Genomic DNA, 19,682 nt, shown 5'->3' on the forward strand with positions numbered 1-19,682 from the left:
AGCTATCAACATCACAATTCGTTATCTGAAAAGAGATTAAAAATTATATATAGAAATTTAATAATATTTCTATTTTACTAAATACGTTCAACTTGATGTATGCGAATTAATTATAACACTTTAGCTTTGGGCTTCCGATAACTTTTATCTTATTGTAGTGATAACATCTTGCATCAACTTTGAATATACACAAATCGCATAATGGTATATAAAATTGATATTTCCTTATTTATCGATAATCGCTTTTAATTAGACATAATAAAAATAACGAGATAGGTAAGGAATCATTATGGGATTGATCGCGCCTCATGCTAGTGACAGTTTACAACCTTTACAGGTTAATGACGATGAACGGCTAGCCCTGCAACAATATGCAAAAAATTTACCAGCCATCACCTTATCCAGTCGTGAAACAGGGGATTTAGTGATGTTAGGCGTCGGGGGTTTTACACCTCTGTATGGCTTTATGCGAGAAGAGGACTGGCGTAGCGTGTGCGATAATATGCATTTAGCGAACGGGGTTTTTTGGCCAATTCCCATAACCGTATCGGTGACCGATGCTCAAGCTAATACCCTAAAATTAGGTGATGAAATCGCTTTAAAAACACCAGATGGGCAGATAATCGGTATTTTGAATGTGGATAGTATTTATCGTCCAGATAAACAATATGAAGCTAATCAGGTGTTTACAACGACAGATCCAAGTCATCCTGGTGTTGCAATGCTGATGGCTCAACCACCGATTAATTTAGGTGGTAAAGTCCGGGTTCTGCACGATAATGGCTTTAAAGCACAGTTTGGTCAATATGCTTTAACGCCACAACAGACACGGGAACGCTTTAATCAATTAGGTTGGAAAAAAATAGCAGCCTTTCAAACTCGTAATCCAATGCATCGTTCACACGAATATTTAGTTAAAACCGTGTTAGAACTTTTTGATGGTGTGCTTATCCATTCATTATTTGGTAACTTAAAACCCGGCGATGTACCGACCAACATTCGTCTTAAAGCAATTAATAGTTTAATTCACAATTACTTTGTGCCAGATTCCGTTATTCATTCCGGTTACCCTTTAGATATGCGCTACGCTGGGCCGAAAGAGGCGTTACTGCATGCCCTTTTTAGACAAAATTATGGTTGTAGTCATCTTATCGTCGGCCGCGATCATGCTGGGGTTGGGGATTTTTACTCACCGTTTGCTGCACAAGAGATCTTTAGCCATTTGCAGGATGACGATTTACTCATTAAGCCAATTAAGATTGACTGGACATTTTATTGCCATAAATGTGACGGTATGGCATCAACGAAAACTTGTCCACACGGTAGTGCTGATCGCGTTCTTATTTCAGGCACAGAGGTCAGACGACGTTTACAAGCCAAAGAGCCGATACCAGAAACATTTAGTCGGCCAGAAGTCGTTGCTGAGTTATATCAATGGGTAAATCAGTAATCAGCTAAATAGTTAATCATCCATAAATCAATAAAGGGAAAAGCCATGCTAGATTTAACTAAAGTTAACCAAAAATTGCAAAATCAGTCACCGTTAACCATTATTGAATGGGCACTGAAAAAACAACAAGATATTCCAGTGAAAAGTATTATCAGTACCCATTTTGGCCCTTATGAGGCCGTACTTTTGCACCTTGTTACCCAAATCGATCCAAATATTAAGGTTGTTTGGGTCGATAACGGTTATGCAACCAATGCAACCTATCGTGTAGCCAATGAAATTACTAAACAACTTAATCTTAATCTACATATTTTTGTCCCACAAAGGACGACTGCTTATTTAAATGTGCGATATGGCGGGCTACCTGAACTTGATACTCCGGAACACACCGAGTTTACACAAATTGTTAAAATTGAACCGTTTAACCGTGCTTTGTCTACGCTTAAACCCACATTGTGGTTTACTGCACTACGCCGTGAACAATCTGCGCTAAGGCAAGAACTCAATATTGTAACAAAAGCAGGGGACAATTTATTTAAGATCGCCCCAATACTCGATTGGACGAGTCAAGATATGCAGAATTATATCGAAAAACATAATTTACCTAACGAAATGGACTACGTCGATCCAACTAAAGGACCACAAGGTAGAGAGTGCGGTTTACATAAAATAACTTTTTGATTTTTAGGATCGATCCACATTGGACTTTACCAACAGAAGATGAGTAAAACAATATTGGTTAGATTTACCATAGCACGTTAAGGTTACGAGCCAATAGCAATTTAACGATAGCCTAAACGCTATCAGATAAGGTCATCGTATGAGTACACAACATTTTCCTTTTAATTGTGATGAGTTAAAAAAAATTATTGAAAATTGCAACGATAAGCAGCTAGCTTGGTTATCGGGTTATTTATGGGGACGGGCGGAAAAAAGTTCCGTCGAACAAGTTTTACCGAGTACCACTCTCCCCTCCAATATGACTCAAGCGGAGCAAAAAGTCACAATTATATCGGCATCACAAACCGGTAATGCCCGCCGAGTAGCTAACGAGTTAAGTCAGGATATTGAACGTTTGGGTATTGCGGTGACTCATCTGCCGGCAGGAGAATATAAAGCTAAAAAACTCAGTCAGGAAGAGATTTTAATATTGGTGACCTCAACCCAAGGTGAGGGTGAGCCACCGGAAGAAGCGCTGTCACTTTATAAATATCTGTTTGCCGCTAAAGCGCCTAAATTAACTCATTTACAGTTTGCGGTTTTTGGCTTAGGCGACGCTTCTTATCCAAAATTTTGTCAAGCTGCTAAAGACTTTGATCAACGATTCGCTGAATTAGATGCTCAGCGCCTGCTAGTACGTGTAGATGCTGATACAGATTTTCAAACCATAAGTACCTCTTGGCGACAGGCAGTGATTGATAAACTTAGTCAATTACAACTATCAAACACACAATCGCCAACAGAAAATTCAACCAGTATAGCCGTTAACAGTAGCCTTTATCACCGCGATAATCCATTTATTGCCGCAGTTAACGTTAATCAAAAAATCACCTCACGCGATTCAGATCGTGATATTCGTCATATTGAGCTTGACCTGTCCGATTCGGATCTTCATTATCAACCTGGTGATGCGGTAGGTGTTTGGTATAAAAATAGTAATGAACTTGTGGAGGAGATACTAAGTATCACCCAGCTTGCAGGTGAAACGCCAGTTGAACATCATGGACAACAGATCGCTTTAAAAACGGTTCTGACTGAATATGTTGAATTGACTCAAAATACGCCGATCATTATTGAAAAATACGCTCAAGCCGTTCAACATCCCGAACTTCTTGCCTTAATTGGCGATCGAGAAGCCTTATTGGAAATGAGTCAAACATTACCACTGGTTGATATGCTTAACCGCTATCGCGGCAAGATAGCGGCACAGGTCTTCGTTGGATTGCTTCGGCCTCTTACTCCGCGTTTCTATTCCATTGCTTCTGCGCAAGATGAAGTTGGCTCAGAAGTTCATCTTACCGTAAATGTAGTACGTTATCAGGTCGACGATAAGATCCGTATGGGCGGCGCATCTGGATTCTTAGCAAATCAAATTGCTGATCAAGATCAAGTCAAAATTTTTATTGAGCATAATGATAATTTTCGATTACCTGATGATACTCATGCACCAATCATTATGATTGCTGCCGGTACGGGCATTACCCCCTTTAGGGCGTTCTTACAACAGCGTGCGAGTCAAGGTGCTACCGGTAAGAATTGGTTATTCTTTGGCAATCCACATTTTATATCCGATTTTCTCTATCAAGTGGAATGGCAGAGCTATGTTAAAGAAGGTCTGTTAACTCGCATCGATCTTGCTTGGTCACGAGATCAAGCTGAGAAAATCTATGTACAAGATAAATTAATTGCTCAAGCCAGGGATATTTGGCAATGGCTACAAGAAGGTGCCTTTATCTATGTTTGTGGGGATGCTAAACGTATGGCAAAAGCGGTTGATTTAGCGCTTCAACAAATTTTGATGACTCAAGCACAATATAGTCAAGAACAAGCTATCAGTTATTTGGATGAATTAAGAAGTCAAAAGCGCTATCAACGAGATGTTTACTAATGATAAACAGATACAACAACTAATATTAATTTATCGAGTGATGTAATATGAGCAAATCTAAAACAGTTACCCTGACTCAAACAGTCAATTTAACACCGCCACAAAATGATGTCTCTGATCTGCCTTTATCGGATTCTGAACGATTTAAGCGAGAAAGTAATTATTTGCGAGGCACTATCGTTGATGATCTTAATAACGGTTTAACGGGTGGCTTTAACAGCGATAATTCTCAGCTAATTCGCTTACATGGCATGTATCAGCAAGATGATCGCGATATTCGTAAAGAACGCACAGAACAAAAACTGGAGCCACTGATCTCCATGATGTTACGTTGCCGCCTGCCCGGTGGTATCATCACCCCAAAACAGTGGCTGACTATCGATAAATTTGCTACTGAAGCAACAAAATATGGCAGTATTCGACTCACGACTCGACAAACTTTCCAATTTCACGGACTGTTTAAACGCAGCCTTAAGTCTGCTCATCAGCTGTTGCATAAGATAGGGCTAGATTCGATTGCCACTGCCGGTGATGTGAATCGTAACGTTTTATGTACTTCAAATCCTGTGGAATCAAAAGTTCATCAACAAGCTTATCATTGGGCAAGCAAAATCTCAGAACACCTTTTACCGAAAACCCGTGCTTACGTTGAAATATGGCTGGATGGTGAAAAGCTTTCTACACCCGATAGTGAGCCAATTTTAAGTTCGACTTATTTACCGCGTAAATTTAAAACTGCCGTTGTCATCCCCCCGATTAATGATGTGGATGTTCATGCTAATGATCTTAGCTTTGTGGCAATAGCAGAAAAAGGCGAACTGATTGGTTTTAATGTATTAGTTGGTGGTGGTTTGGCAATGACGCATGGTGATAAAACAACTTACCCACGCAAAGCCGATGATTTTGGTTTTATTCCTGTCGAAAAAGTACTGACTTTTGCTGAGGCCGTTGTGACCACCCAACGTGATTGGGGTAACCGCAATAATCGAAAAAATGCCAAAACTAAATATACGCTTGAACGTGTTGGCGTGGAAAACTTCAAAAAAGAGGTTGAACTACGTGCCGGAAGTAAATTTCTAAGTAGTAAACCTTATAACTTTAGTCGACGAGGTGATCAATTTGGTTGGTATAAAGGTATTGATGATAACTGGCATTTAACGCTATTTATTGAAAATGGTCGGTTACTTGATTATCCCAATAAACCATTAAAAACCGGCGTTGCAGAAATTGCCAAAATTCATCAAGGTGATCTGCGTATAACCGCCAATCAAAACTTAATTATAGCTAACGTGCCAGAGGAACAAAAAGCAGCCATTGAACAAATTGCACGTCAATATGGTTTGCTTGACGATACTGTCACATTACAACGTAAATATTCCATGGCCTGTGTGTCTTTCCCAACTTGCCCACTAGCTATGGCTGAAGCAGAACGGTTTTTACCGACGTTTGTAACTAAAATAGAACAGATGTTAACTCAGCATCACTTATCCGATGATTATATTATTTTGCGTGTAACCGGTTGTCCTAACGGTTGCGCCAGAGCCATGTTGGCGGAAGTGGGCATGGTGGGTAAAGCACCTGGTCGCTACAATTTATATCTTGGCGGTAATCGAGAAGGCACGCGAATTCCTCGCTTATATAAAGAAAACGTGAATGTAGAGGAGATTTTATTAGCACTCGAACCACTTATTGCCGCATGGTCCATTCATCGCAATAAAGAAGAAGGATTTGGTGATTTTGTTATTCGTCATGAGATTGTGAAACCGGTACTCAATTCAGCGATCGATTTTTATCAAGAGGCGAATTGAGATAAGTATAAAAGTTGTTGATTGATAATTTTAAACTATGTTTATTGACTGTAGGCATATATAGCCATAATTCATATGGTTATTACTTTATCATATTTGTCTTTTTTATACGTTCTTTTATACTGAAATTACTTATCAAAGCACATAATTTTACTAATAAAATTACGAATAAGCATAATTTATAAATTAGACAAAATGCTTATAACCAGTTTCATCATATTGCTTATGCTTGCTGGCGGTCTGAAATTTTTTAAATAATTCACTTTTTAGTTATTAATTATATACAGCAACTTACACATAAATAATACAACTATATAACGGGAATAAAGTAATTTTTACTAGGAAGATCGTCATGAATATACAACAATTAAGGATTATTCACGAAGCTGCGCGTTGTAATTATAATTTAACCGAAGTCGCAAATTCTTTATACACATCTCAGTCTGGTGTAAGCCGACATATCAAAGAGCTAGAAGAAGAGCTGAATATTGATCTTTTTATTCGTCAAGGTAAGCGCTTGATTAACATGACTGAACCCGGTTTAGAATTGGTGGTTATTGCCGAGCGAATTTTAAATGAAATTAATAATATTAAGCGGTTATCAACCATTTTTTCTAATACTGATGAAGGTTCATTAGTGATAGCGACCACCCACTCTCAGGCCCGTTATATTCTCCCAAATATTATAAAATCTTTTAGAATGCTTTTTCCTAAAGTTCATATCATTATCAATCAGGGATCATCTAGTGAAATTATCTCTCAGCTTCTTTCTGGCGAAGCAGATATTGGTATTGATAATGAAAGAGTGGATAACAGTTCACTTGCTATTTACCCTTTTTATCGTTGGCATTACTCTATAGTTACTCCGAAAGATCACCCTTTGACTAAAGTCGATAAAGTGACGTTAGATATGTTACAAACATTACCTATCATCACTTATCGTCAAGGAATATTTCCTCGTAAAAGTATTGATAAAGCCTTTTCAGCTATCGGATTGACACCCAATATCTCGCTCAATGTTCAGGAGCCTGATGTTATTAAAACTTATGTTGAGTTAGGTTTAGGGATTGGTATTTTAGGTAATAAAATGTATAACCCTGATCATGATATCAATTTAGTTGAATTGGATGCGAAACATCTGTTTGAATCACATGTTACATGGCTAGGATTAAAACGACATAAATTACAACGTAATTATATTTGGCGCTTTATTCAATTATGCAATCAAGAGTTGTCACTGGAAGATATCAAAAGTCATGCATTAATTGAGCAAACTCATTCCAAAATACTTGATTATCAGATTTAATTTATAGGAATCATTCTCCTTAAATCATAAACTCTAATAGTTCATCTTGCATAAAAATATTAACGAGTGCAGGTTGCCAGTAGACAGTATCACCAATTTCAACTTGCTGTTGTTCATATTGTCGATAGCTAATAGATACATCAATATGCTTTGGTTGTCCGGCTACAGCAATTTCCAGAAAGACGGTTGGACCAGCAGTATGTATACGTACAACTTCTCCTTGGATATCATTTTTTCGGGCAATTTTAGCAATACTGATTTCGTGAGGTCGAACATAAGCGATAGTAGACTGATCAGGCCAGGTACCTTGTTCCCTCATATCTTTGTGAAAATCACCAATGATTAATGTATTATTTTCAATATAACCATATAAAAGGTTAACATCCCCTAGAAAATGCGCAACAAAGGCGGTTTTTGGTTGCTTATAGACTTCGGCAGGGGTACCTATTTGCTCTATGTGACCTTGATTCATTAAAATTATTCTATCAGCAACTTCCAGTGCTTCTTCTTGATCATGGGTAACAAAGATGCTGGTAACATTGAGTTCATGATGAAAATCACGCAACCAACGCCTTAAATCTTTACGGACTTTAGCATCTAAAGCACTAAATGGTTCATCAAGCAACAACACATTAGGTTTCGAAGCCAACGCACGCGCTAATGCAACTCGCTGGCGCTGACCACCTGACAGTTGGTCTGGATAACGTTTGGCAAAATGGTCAAGTTGCACTAATTCGAGTAATTGATTAACGCGTTCATCAATTGCTGTTTTATTTAATCGTACAGATCTTGGTTTCATTTTTAGTCCAAATGCCACATTTTCAGCTACATTCATATGCCGAAATAACGCATAATTTTGAAAGACAAAACCAATTTCTCGTTGCTTGGCGCTCAGCTTAGTTACTTCCCTATCAGCAAAATAGATTTGCCCTGAACTGGCAGTTTCTAAACCGGCTATAATGCGCAGTAAAGTTGTTTTTCCACAACCAGATGGGCCTAATAGTGCAACTAATTCACCTTGTTTTATGCTGAAATTGATATTTTCTAAGACATTAACGTGTTCAAAACTTTTATTGATATTGTGTAGTGTAATACTCATATCTACCTCTTAGTTCCCGTAATGACATTCATTGGCTAAGCGCCTTTCAATCCATTGACGAATCAAGAGTAACGCAAGCGACATCATTAATAGCAAAATAGCGACACTAAATGCGGCAACAATATTGTATTCATTGTATAAAATCTCAACATGAAGCGGTAAGGTATTGGTGTAACCACGAATATGCCCAGAAACAACCGATACCGCGCCAAATTCACCGAGTGAGCGAGCGGTGCAAAGAACAACACCATGCATTAAGGCCCATTTAATATTGGGTAAAGTAATGTGGAAAAAAATTTGCCAGCCATTCGCACCAAGGACGCTGGCGGCCTCTTCTTCATGAGTACCTTGTAACGCCATTATCGGAATGAGTTCTCTTGCCACAAAAGGAACGGATACAAAAATCGTTGCTAAGATAATTCCTGGAATCGCATAGACAATTTGAATATTCCACGCCTGCAAAAACGGATACAACGCACTTTGTGCGCCAAATAGCAATACATAGATTAAACCTGCAACAATGGGGGAAATCGAGAACGGTAAATCAATTAATGTGACTAATATTTGTTTGCCTTTGAACTGATATTTAGTTATGACCCATGCTGCACATACACCAAATATCACATTTAATGGCACCGCCACACCAACGGCAATCAGTGTTAATTTGAAAGCGGATAAGGTATCTGGCTCAATAATCACTTGCCAAAATGCATTTACACCATTAGCTAGCCCTTGCGCAAGCACCACAACTAGCGGCAACAACAAAAGTCCGAAAAACAGTAATACCGCCAACAAGATTAGCAATAGCTGTAAACGGGTTACTCTCTTTTTTTCTGTTATTGATTGTAATATCTGCATAATCTTATATTAATGGTTTTTATTAATCTTACGGTTAAGTTTTCGCTGTAAACTGTTCATAATTAATAACAATACAAAAGCAATTAGTAACATCGTTACACCAATCGCGGCAGCGGCATCATAAGCATATTGGTCAAGTTTTGAGACAATTAATAACGGTAATATTTCGGTCTTAAATGGAATATTACCGGCAATAAAGACCACTGAACCATATTCGCCAATAGCACGAGCAAAAGCGAGGGTAAACCCCGTTAGCCAAGCAGGTAAAATGGCAGGTAAAATAATATGCATAAAAATTTGCCTAGGCGATGCACCAAGCAAACTCGCCGCTTCTTCTTGTTCACGTGGTAAATCAGCCATCACCGGTTGCAAAGTACGCACAACAAACGGCAATGTAACAAATAACAGCGCTAAGGTAATGCCAATGGGGGTATAAGCAATTTTAAAACTGAACCATTGCCCAATTGGCCCATTTTTGGCATAAATTGCGGTTAACGCAATGCCAGCAACGGCTGTTGGTAAGGCAAACGGGATATCAATACAGATATCCATTATCTTACGTCCTGGAAATCGATAACGCACCAGTACCCAAGCCAATAGTAAACCAATAAAGCTGTTTAAACCGGCGCTGATAAATGCGGTACTTAATGAAAGAGTTAATGCCAATAAAAACTGTTTGCTGACTAATAACCGATGCCACTCCTCAAAAGACAGCTTTGTTGAATAAAGAAACAAACCTAATAACGGAATAAGCACAATCAAGCTAAGAAAGGTTAAAGTATAACCTAACGTTAAGCTAAAACCTGGGATGATCCGTTGTTGTTTAATGCTTGCAACTTTCATAACATTCACCTTTATACCGCAAAGCTAAGTGAGCACACACATAACATCGCCAGAATAAGTAGTAATTAGTTTATCTCAGCATAAATTGCATCAAAGATGGCCCCATCACTAAAAAATTTTTTTTGCACTGTTTGCCATCCACCAAAATCGTTATCAACCGTAACTAGCTTAATAGTAGGAAACTGATCAGCATATTGTTTAAGGACATCAGGATTAACAGGACGATAAAAATGCTTGGCAATAATATGTTGTGCCGGCTCGCTATATAAGTATTCCAAATAAGCTTGCGCTTGCTTACGTGTACCTTTGCTATCAACAACTTTATCGACTAAAGCCACAGTCGGCTCAGCTAAAATGGATAATGAGGGCATAATAATTTCTAATTGATCGCCACCTTGCTCTCTTAACGCCAAATAAGCCTCATTTTCCCAAGAAATTAAAACATCACCTAAGCCTCGCTGTACAAAGCTAATGGTTGCGCCTCTGGCACCAGTGTCTAAAACCGGAACATGTTGATATAATTTGGTGACAAAATCTTGAGCTTGTTCATCGTTACCATAGGTACTTTTAGCATAAGCCCAAGCCGCCAAAAAATTCCAACGAGCCCCACCCGAGGTTTTGGGATTGGGTGTTATTACTTCAACATCATCTTTAATGAGATCACCCCAATCATAAATCTGTTTTGGATTACCTTTACGCACTAAAAAAACAATAGTTGAATGGTAAGGCGCACTATTATTTGGCAGCCTAGCTTGCCAATCAGGTGATATGTTAGTTTGATAACGGTTTAACGCATCAATATCACTCGATAACGCAAGCGTAACCACATCGGCCTGCAAACCATCAATGACCGAACGCGCCTGTTTACCAGACCCACCATGCGAATTATTTATCGTCAACCGTTCACCGGTTTGCTGCTGCCAATACTCGATAAAAGCCTGATTATATGTTTTATAAAGCTCTCGCGTGGGATCATAAGAGACATTGAGTAATTCAATTGCTTGCGCTTGATGCATAAAAGTGCAAATTGCCAATAATATTAAGCTGATCCCATGCCTATATAATTTTTGAAAAATAGGTAAATTTTTCACTCGACACCTCACGCTACGCTACTAATGTATTGGATTAGTAATGATAAGAATATGAAATAATTAGACCAAATTATGGTGAGATGCGAAAACGATTATTTTGCATTTAGTTATAACAAAAATAGATATATAGGTGTTGGGGTAGATTTTTATAGCGTTAGCACTCAAATCATGAATTAAATAGATTTAACTATTTCTGAACAAAAAATTTGGGGATCACAAGAAAAACATAGAGTAGCAATAAAGGCTTATGTTGGGTTCGTTGTTCGCCTTTTTTCTTTTTAATTTACCTACGCAATATTCTCATATTCATTATTTTAAATTTTTATTTTATATTTTGTCTTTAGAGAACGTATATTCTAATTACCATGCGTGTCGAAAAATTATTATTTCTTGAAACAAAATATTTATAAATTTTTCAATTCCTGCATTCCTCTGTTATTGCTTATTCCTCAATCTCTATTACTGGATATTCTAAACCATTGTAATGCATATAAAATGTTTTATTAGGTAAGGCAATTTCTCGCGCAAGACATTCGCCATAATCATCTACCACAGCTGTTTGATTTACATTTTTTTCAAAAACAATTAGGTCGACATAACCATTAGTCATACAAGTTCCTAATATTATATTACGATCATAGATATGAATGTCATGTGCACACCTTTGATCATTCTCACCTGAAAGTTCAAACATGGGGAGATTATTAACAACGGGTTTTAATTTATCATTTTGTTTAACGTAGAGATTAATATATTCTCCGCTATAAGGAGAGGAAGTTGATCTGATTCTATATTGAATACGTACACCAAAAGCCAAAGTTTCAGGATTAAGTTGATAACTATCTTTATCAATTTCAAAACCAATTAATTCTTTGGCATCACTTTCAAGTGCATTAGGTTGCCAACTATTAGCAATGACTTGTCCTGATTGATTATCAATTAATAAAACATCAAGGTCATAGGTGTCAACTATACCGCCTTTTTGTAGTAAGGGTAAAACAACAATAGATTTGCTTTTATCTGCTTGCCAAACATCGCAAATTGCCATTTTGCTATCACGAGAATGGTGTCGCTCATTGAGCAATATATCAATCCACTTTTCACAATCTGCATGACTAACAACAGGTAAACATAGTAGTGTTAATAACAACGAATTTTTTAAACCAATCATTTGATTATACCTTTCAAGCCTTTTCTGTTGGAATTGCGATGAGGATTATAATTTATATTTTATTAACATGGTTATTTTTTATTCTAATATGAAGGTTATTTTAAATTTCAGGTCAATAAACAATTTTTTTAACTACAATTACAACCGGCAATGAATTAATTATTCAAGCGGGCAAACATCTTGTGAAGGACTATATTATGACAAGAATCAGACAAAAAACTGTCGTTTATTGCGTATAAAGCAAGGAAAACAAACTAACGAGAAGAAAGTTATGACAAAAACTCAATATATGATAATACTGAAAGATATCCTTAATAGGCACACGCAAGATGCGATTGCGAAGATTAATCTTATTAAACAGATTCTGCCCGAAAAAGCTAGATCAGTTGAGGTCGGTATTCATCCAACCCAAGATGAGGAAGGTATATTTTCTATTATGATTCACCTTATCGGACCAGATCTATACGTACTTAATAAAGTGATAGAACCTTATCGTGAACTGTTTGGCATAAAATTCATTGATGCTAAATTACAACCGGAAGTGCCTTTATTTGATCCTTATCAAACTCCATTTTCAGTTAATGATCTAATTGTTGAAGTAAGCATTGACTGGCTTAAGCGGATATGGAATTTGTCAGGGGGGCTAGGCATACCTGCGTATGCATTTGGAGAAGAATGCTCTAAATTTGAGGGACTTATCCCCCTAGGTGAGTAAATAAAAATCCAAAGATAAATAGGTTTCAGGGGAAAATATATTGGTATAGTAAGTCATATATTACCTATCCTACTTTAAGATAGTATTTATTAAAAATAGTGTTTATATATTATTTTAGCACTTTACTCGCTCATATATTTGTTTGGCAAGTCGTTTAATCACTTCTTTTAATTCCACGTCACCCATAACCTTATTACATACTTCTTCATTACCACTCAATCGTTCAAAAAGTAAGTTAGAAGTTTTGTTAATAAAACTTCCGTAAAACTTTCTCATATAATGGCAGTTTAGTGGCAGCATTAACTGCCACTGTTATTAATTTTCTCTTCTGTGCAAAAACAAGCAATTTTATGTTCATTATAATTAATCAGCTTTGGTTGCTGAGATGCACAACGTGAAAATGCCCAACGACAGCGAGCATGAAAAGCACAACCTAAAGGCGGGTTCAAAGGGCTTGGTAATTCCCCTTCTAACTTTATTCTATCACGCCTAAGATCGGGATTTAATCTTGGCGTTGCGGATAAAAGTGCCTGCGTGTATGGGTGTTGAGGATGGCGATAGATTTCATCTTTTCTCCCTTGTTCAACACAACGCCCCAAATACATTACCATTACTTCATCAGCAATATGCTCAACGACTGAAAGGTCATGAGAAATAAATATATAAGATAACCCAAGATCTTGTTGCAAATCCATCATCAAATTAAGTACTTGCGCTCGCACAGATACATCCAATGCTGAAACCGGTTCATCAGCAACCACCACTTCGGGATCAAGCATTAAACCTCTTGCGATAGCAATACGCTGGCGTTGTCCACCCGAAAACATATGGGGATAACGATTATAAAACTCTTCTTTTAACCCAACTTTTTGCATCATTGATAGTACTTTTGCTTTACGGTCACTTGCCGTTAAATCAGTATTGATGATGAGAGGTTCTTCTAATATCGAGCCGATTTTTTTTCGTGGGTTTAATGATGAATAGGGGTTTTGGAAAACGATTTGTATTTTTTGACGACGTAGTTTTTGCGCTTGTGGATCATCATTTAATAGGTTCTGATTTTTAAAATATATTTCACCGGATGTCGGTTTTTCAATCATTGTTAATAATCGGGCTAATGAAGATTTACCACACCCTGATTCGCCAACAATCGCAAGGGTTTTGCCTTTACCTAATGTAAAAGAGACACCATCAACCGCTTTGACTTGTTTTTTTTCCGAAAAGAAACCGGTTTTTACCGAATAATATTTTGTCAAGTTTCTGGCATCAAGCAGTAATTCACTATTTTCCATATTATTGTTGTTCATATTGAGGTGTCCCTTCGCGCGATAATGGATAATGACATTTTACTTTCCTGGTTTTGGAATAGCTGATTAATGTAGGCTCCTCGGTATTACAACGCTCAGTTGCATAAGGACAACGAGGATTAAGTAAGCAGCCCACTGGTCTATCGTATTTACCCGGTACAACACCAGATAACGATTCTAACCGTTCTTTATCTTGAGTAAACTCAGGAAGTGATCGTAATAATGCTTGAGTGTAAGGATGTAACGGCGTTTTAAAGATAATTTCAGCATCGCCAATCTCCACAACTTGCCCGGCATACATCACAATAATTTTTTGTGCTGCTTCAGAAACTAACGCTAAATCATGGGTAATAAGAACTAATGCCATGTTATTTTTGCGTTGTAACTCAAGCAATAACTCAATAATCTGCCCTTGAATGGTAACATCTAATGCGGTTGTCGGCTCATCAGCAATTAAGAGTTTAGGATTGCACGCAATTGCGATTGCGATCATGACCCGTTGACTCATCCCACCTGACAACTGGTGTGGATAAACACTTAAACGATTTTCAGCATCTGGAATACCCACTAATTTAAGCAATTCAATCGCCCTTGCTTTAAGTGCTTTTTTACTGCCACCTTGGTGAATTTTTAATGTTTCAATAATTTGGTAACCTATAGTGAAACAAGGATTCAAGCTAGTCATTGGATCTTGAAAGATCATCGCCACATCTGCACCTACAATCTTACGACGCATTTTGCTTGTAAGCTGTTGAAGGTTTTTAGTATCAAAATGTAACGCTTCGGCAGTAACTTTGCCTGGAAAATCAATTAATCCCATTATTGCCAGCGAACTAACTGATTTACCTGAGCCAGATTCTCCAACTATACCAACTACTTGTCCTTGTTCGACGTCATAACTAATATGATCTACGGCTTTGAATCCGTTAAATTCAACTGATAATTCTTTTACTTCTAATAGTGCCATGACTGTATCTCCATTACTGCTTCAATTTAGGATCAAGTGCGTCACGCAAACCATCTCCCATTAAGTTGAAAGCTAACACTGTCATTAAAATAATTAAGCCAGGAAAGGTAACAACCCACCATGCGGACTGTGCGAATTGCAATACGTCAGCAAGCATAGTTCCCCATTCAGGTGTTGGCGGTTGTGCGCCCATACCTAAAAATCCTAAGGCGGCCATATCTAAAATTGCATTTGAAAATCCTAACGAGGCTTGAACAATCAGTGGCGCTAAACAATTTGGCAAAATATTTATAAACATTTGCCGTAAGGCTCCGGCACCGGCAACTCGGGAAGCAATCACGTAATCTTTATTAATTTCAGCAAGCGTCGCGCCTCGAGTTAAACGAACATAGTGTGGTAATGCAACAAAAGCTAAAGCGATAGAGGCGTTAGTAATAGATGGGCCGAAAATTGCAACCAAAACCAGTGCAAGCAGTAAACTCGGTAAAGCAAGCATAATATCAACAGCTCGCATAATGATGTTATCGACGAAGCCACCAACATAACCAGCAATCAAACCCAGAGTAATGCCCAAAATAAGTGAGATGATGACAACCAAACAACCGACCAATAAGGATAGACGAGCACCATAAATAAGACGAGATAAAATATCTCTACCTACATCATCGGTTCCCAAAATAAATTGCCAACTGCCATCTTTCATCCAGACAGGAGGAGCTAATAATGCTTCTCTAAATTGTTCAGAAGGAGAATGTGGCGCAATAAAATTAGCAAAAACAGCTAGCAATACAACGATAACAATAAAAACTAAACCAACAACAGCCCCTTTATTTTTTGAAAAATAGAACCAAAACTCTCGTAAGGGCGTTAAGGGTTTAGGTGCAACCAAACTAGCATCCGGCTGTGTATTGGTTTTTTCAGCAATATCCTGTTTATTCATCTGTATACATACTCTTATTTATGTCTAATACGTGGATTGATAACGCCATACAACATATCAACTAATAAATTCACTAAAATGATCATACCCGCAACGATTAACACGCCACTTTGCACGACAGGGTAATCTCGGCGTTGTAGCGCTTCAATAAGCCAACGTCCAATTCCAGGCCATGAGAAAACCGTTTCGGTCAATATAGCTCCAGCTAGCATTGAACCAACTTGTAAACCGATAACAGTAATCACTGGAATCATCGCATTGCGTAACGCATGAACAAGGATAATACGAATTCGGCTAACGCCTTTAGCACGTGCTGTTCGGATGTAATCTTCACTCAATACTTCTAACATTGAAGAACGGGTCATACGGACAATGACCGCTAATGGAATAGTACCTAACACAATAGCCGGTAAAATTAAATGAGTTACAGCATCAATAAAATCTTCTGTTTCACCCCACAAGAAAGTATCAATTAGCATAAATCCAGTTAAAGGATTACTTTCATCCAAAAATAGCATATCACTGACACGTCCGGACACTGGGGTTAAGTTTAAATGTACAGAGACTAACATTATTAGCATCATTCCCCACCAAAAAATTGGCATGGAATAACCGGTTAGAGACAGGCCTATCGCTGTATGATCAAATATTGAACCACGTTTCACAGCAGCAAGAACACCGATTGGAATGCCAAAACTGACAGCAAACAACATTGCGCAGAATCCTAACTCAAACGTTGCTTTAAATCGGGGTACAAATTCGTCCCATACTGGAATTTGGCTTTTAAAAGAAATTCCAAAATCGCCATGAAACATATTGATAATGTATTGAAAATATTGATGATATAGTGGTTTATCTAAACCCAGTTGAGTCATCAATTCAGCATGACGTTCTGGGGATAAGCCTCGCTCTCCAGCAAGCACTGTAATAGGATCCCCTGGGATAAGATGGACAAAAATAAAAGTAAGCAGTGTGATACAAATAAACGTCGTAATCAGTATACCTAACCGCTTTAAAATAAATTGGAACATATAGTTGCTCTTAAATATTGCTTCTAACGTATTGTTTATATGATAGATAATTTTTTATAAAAATAATATTTACTATTTCAACCCTAAAAAAGCTAATGCCGCAATTAACCACAAAAAGGTGGTTAATTGCATTGATGCTATTTTTCAAGAGTAACTTGGTTAAAATTATGTAATGCTAAAGGATCCATGATGTAGCCTTTAAGCTCTTTACGTAATGGCATATAAACCATAGAATGAGCAATCATTAGCGCAGGCGCTTGATCACGCATTTCAACTTGCGCTTGTTTGTATAGCTTGACCCTTTTTTCATGATCAGGCTCAATGCGAGCTTGTTGTAATAAATCATCAAATGGTTTATAGCACCAGTGTGAATAGTTAGAACCTGCTTTAACCGCATCACAACTCATCAAAACAGAATAAAAATTATCCGGATCACCATTATCTCCAGACCAACCCATTAACACCGCATCATGTTCACCGTCACGAATACGGGATAAATACTCACCCCATTCATAACTAACAATTTTAGCGGTTACACCAATCTTAGCCCAATCTTCTTGAATCATTTCAGCCATACGGCGCGCATTTGGATTATATGGGCGTTGTACTGGCATTGCCCATAAAGTGATAGTAAATCCATTTTCTAGGCCAGCTGATTTTAATAATTCTTTTGCTTGTGCTGGATCATAAGGGTAATCTTTTACTTCATCGTTATAACCCCACATTGAAGGAGGAATAAAGTTTTTAGCCGGTTCAGCGGCACCTTGAAAAACAGCCTTAATAATCGCATCTTTATTCACTGCCATATTTAATGCTTGTCGAACTTTTAAATTATCAAGTGGTGGCTTATCCATATTGTAGGCTAAATAGCCAATGTTAACCCCAGCCATTTCTTTCACTACAATATTATTGTCTGATTTCATTCGTTCAACATCGGCCACATTTGGAAATGGCATAGCATGACATTCTCCTTTTTGCAATTTAGCATAACGAATTGCAGCATCTGGTGTAATTGAAAAAACTAAACGATCAAGTTTAGCTTTTGGTCCAAAATATTCCGGATTAGCTTTATAAAGGATTTTTGAATCTTTTTGATATTGAACAAAAGTGAATGGCCCTGTACCAACAGGAACTAAATCAACTTTTTCGGGAGTGCCATTTTTAAGCATAGCATCGGCATATTCAGCAGATAAAATTGAAGCAAATGACATCGCTAAATCAGCTAAAAAAGGGGCTTCTGGCCGTTTTAATTCAAACACAACAGTATGATCATCAACTTTTTTAATCTCTTTAATTAAATCTGCTAATCCCATACTTTCAAAATATTCATATTGACCACCAGAAACTTTGTTATAAGGATGATTTTTATCTTTTTGTCGCATAAATGTGAAAATAACATCATCAGCATTTAAATTTCGTGTTGGTTTAAATTCTTTAGTGTTATGCCATTTCACATCATCACGTAAATGAAAGGTATAAGTTAAACCATCTTGGCTAATATCCCAGGATTTAGCTAAAGAAGGTTCAATTTCGGTCGTACCTAATTTAAACTCTACCAAACGGTTATAAACAGGCACAGCGCTAGCATCCATTGAAATTCCACTTGTCACTAACTGTGGATTGAATGTTTCAGGTGAAGCCTCAGCACAATAGACTAGTGTTTGGGCAGCATGAAGCTGTGCACTAGTAAGCATCGTCAGCAACCCAACACCTAACAAAAATTTACGCTTATATTTCCTTAAATTATTCATGATAATTACTCCAATTATTGAATTGTAAATCTATTTTTATATTACTTAAACAAAGTTAAAGACGTTGTATTACTAATATCTTTTAAATAAAGCCTGTATAAATAGTCTGAATTTTGATTTTCAGAACATTTTATTTTATTAGAATCTTTTTTCATCAAATCTTGCACAGCAATAGTGCAAATTGCATTATCATTAAAAGTTCAATATCACATTGAAATTTATAATAATATTCCATTTTTAATTGAAAAAACCTATAACACAAGGCTATTAGTGTTGTGTAACAATAGAACTTGCAAAAATAGTGCCATTTTTCAATCAAAACCATGCTAAACAAAAATATAAAAAACAACTAATCAACACATTTTCTTGATATGTTTAACTTATCTATGTCGCTCGACTGATTAGATGATTTTTCGCTTACTGTTTGATTTTTATTGAATGTATTATAATTAGTGCAGATAAAATAATCATCAAAATAATAATAAAAAATCGCTGCCTTAATTGATTTAAGCTAATAGCACTTCAATGCTTTAAGTAGGTTGTAATAAGAGAGAAGGAGAATTTCAGACACAAAAAAACCAGCTTTCGCTGGTGTTCTTAGAATTGGTGCCCGGACGCGGAATCGAACCACGGACACGGGGATTTTCAATCCCCTGCTCTACCGACTGAGCTATCCGGGCAACAATGGATGCACATTAAACACGATCTGTGATAATTCGTCAATTCTTTTTGTGATA

16 protein-coding genes and 1 tRNA gene are annotated in these 19,682 nt (G+C 37.3%); 6 read left to right on the forward strand and 11 right to left on the reverse strand.

Going from position 1 to position 19,682, the window contains the following annotated elements; translation table 11 throughout:
- Window positions 1-289 precede the first annotated feature (289 nt).
- The 5 genes from sat (at window position 290) to GYM74_RS11755 (ending at window position 7,172) form a co-directional block, all read left to right on the forward strand.
- A complete protein-coding gene (sat, locus tag GYM74_RS11735) occupies window positions 290-1,450 on the forward strand; it encodes a sulfate adenylyltransferase (RefSeq protein ID WP_220218383.1) in 1,161 nt (386 codons plus the stop codon).
- Between the two features lie 45 nt (window positions 1,451-1,495).
- Complete coding sequence (locus GYM74_RS11740; protein WP_065562758.1) at window positions 1,496-2,131, forward strand: phosphoadenosine phosphosulfate reductase family protein; 636 nt, start codon at window positions 1,496-1,498, stop codon at window positions 2,129-2,131.
- Window positions 2,132-2,270: 139 nt separating this feature from the next.
- Window positions 2,271-4,058: an assimilatory sulfite reductase (NADPH) flavoprotein subunit gene (locus tag GYM74_RS11745; protein ID WP_220218384.1), complete on the forward strand. Its 1,788-nt coding sequence runs from the start codon at window positions 2,271-2,273 to the stop codon at window positions 4,056-4,058.
- A 47-nt stretch (window positions 4,059-4,105) separates the two neighbouring features.
- Window positions 4,106-5,866 (forward strand): assimilatory sulfite reductase (NADPH) hemoprotein subunit, encoded by a 1,761-nt coding sequence (cysI, locus tag GYM74_RS11750; protein ID WP_220218385.1) that lies wholly within the window; start codon window positions 4,106-4,108, stop codon window positions 5,864-5,866.
- A gap of 352 nt (window positions 5,867-6,218) precedes the next feature.
- A complete protein-coding gene (locus GYM74_RS11755; protein WP_065562756.1) occupies window positions 6,219-7,172 on the forward strand; it encodes a LysR substrate-binding domain-containing protein in 954 nt (317 codons plus the stop codon).
- A gap of 19 nt (window positions 7,173-7,191) precedes the next feature.
- Here the strand turns inward: GYM74_RS11755 and GYM74_RS11760 are convergent, their stop codons facing one another.
- The 5 genes from GYM74_RS11760 to GYM74_RS11780 form a co-directional block, all read right to left on the reverse strand.
- Window positions 7,192-8,271 (reverse strand): sulfate/molybdate ABC transporter ATP-binding protein, encoded by a 1,080-nt coding sequence (locus tag GYM74_RS11760; protein ID WP_220218386.1) that lies wholly within the window; start codon window positions 8,269-8,271, stop codon window positions 7,192-7,194.
- Window positions 8,272-8,280: 9 nt separating this feature from the next.
- A complete protein-coding gene (gene cysW, locus GYM74_RS11765; RefSeq protein ID WP_220218387.1) occupies window positions 8,281-9,129 on the reverse strand; it encodes a sulfate ABC transporter permease subunit CysW in 849 nt (282 codons plus the stop codon).
- A gap of 9 nt (window positions 9,130-9,138) precedes the next feature.
- A complete protein-coding gene (cysT, locus tag GYM74_RS11770; protein WP_370634074.1) occupies window positions 9,139-9,957 on the reverse strand; it encodes a sulfate ABC transporter permease subunit CysT in 819 nt (272 codons plus the stop codon).
- Window positions 9,958-10,037: 80 nt separating this feature from the next.
- Complete coding sequence (locus tag GYM74_RS11775; RefSeq protein ID WP_220219671.1) at window positions 10,038-10,988, reverse strand: sulfate ABC transporter substrate-binding protein; 951 nt, start codon at window positions 10,986-10,988, stop codon at window positions 10,038-10,040.
- Between the two features lie 517 nt (window positions 10,989-11,505).
- Entirely contained in the window at window positions 11,506-12,234 is a 729-nt protein-coding gene (locus tag GYM74_RS11780) for a hypothetical protein (RefSeq protein WP_220218389.1), read from the reverse strand.
- A 271-nt stretch (window positions 12,235-12,505) separates the two neighbouring features.
- Here GYM74_RS11780 and GYM74_RS11785 point away from each other — a divergent pair, with 271 nt between their 5' ends.
- A complete protein-coding gene (locus GYM74_RS11785; protein ID WP_220218390.1) occupies window positions 12,506-12,949 on the forward strand; it encodes a DUF6389 family protein in 444 nt (147 codons plus the stop codon).
- Window positions 12,950-13,248: 299 nt separating this feature from the next.
- On the opposite strand, the gene GYM74_RS11790 is transcribed toward GYM74_RS11785, so the two are convergent.
- The 6 genes from GYM74_RS11790 to GYM74_RS11815 all read right to left on the reverse strand — a co-directional run bounded on the left by GYM74_RS11790 (window position 13,249) and on the right by GYM74_RS11815 (window position 19,625).
- The gene (locus GYM74_RS11790) at window positions 13,249-14,256 is read right to left on the reverse strand and encodes a peptide ABC transporter ATP-binding protein (protein WP_220218391.1); all 1,008 of its coding nucleotides are present in this window, start codon (window positions 14,254-14,256) and stop codon (window positions 13,249-13,251) included.
- Window positions 14,243-15,223, reverse strand: coding sequence for a dipeptide ABC transporter ATP-binding protein (gene dppD, locus GYM74_RS11795; RefSeq protein WP_220218392.1), 981 nt, complete (start codon window positions 15,221-15,223; stop codon window positions 14,243-14,245). Before dppD ends, GYM74_RS11790 begins: the two co-directional genes overlap by 14 nt.
- A 13-nt stretch (window positions 15,224-15,236) precedes the next feature.
- The gene (dppC, locus tag GYM74_RS11800) at window positions 15,237-16,163 is read right to left on the reverse strand and encodes a dipeptide ABC transporter permease DppC (protein ID WP_220218393.1); all 927 of its coding nucleotides are present in this window, start codon (window positions 16,161-16,163) and stop codon (window positions 15,237-15,239) included.
- A 14-nt stretch (window positions 16,164-16,177) separates the two neighbouring features.
- On the reverse strand, window positions 16,178-17,194 hold the full coding sequence (gene dppB, locus GYM74_RS11805) for a dipeptide ABC transporter permease DppB (protein WP_220218394.1): 1,017 nt from the start codon (window positions 17,192-17,194) through the stop codon (window positions 16,178-16,180).
- 137 nt (window positions 17,195-17,331) lie between these two features.
- Window positions 17,332-18,888 carry an ABC transporter substrate-binding protein gene (locus tag GYM74_RS11810; RefSeq protein ID WP_370634075.1) on the reverse strand — a complete coding sequence of 519 codons (1,557 nt, stop codon included), beginning with the start codon at window positions 18,886-18,888 and terminating at the stop codon, window positions 17,332-17,334.
- Window positions 18,889-19,549: 661 nt separating this feature from the next.
- Window positions 19,550-19,625, reverse strand: a tRNA-Phe gene (locus tag GYM74_RS11815).
- Window positions 19,626-19,682: the final 57 nt, after the last annotated feature.

Origin of the sequence: Gilliamella sp. ESL0405, from assembly GCF_019469205.1 — a bacterium.
Lineage (GTDB): Bacteria > Pseudomonadota > Gammaproteobacteria > Enterobacterales > Orbaceae > Gilliamella.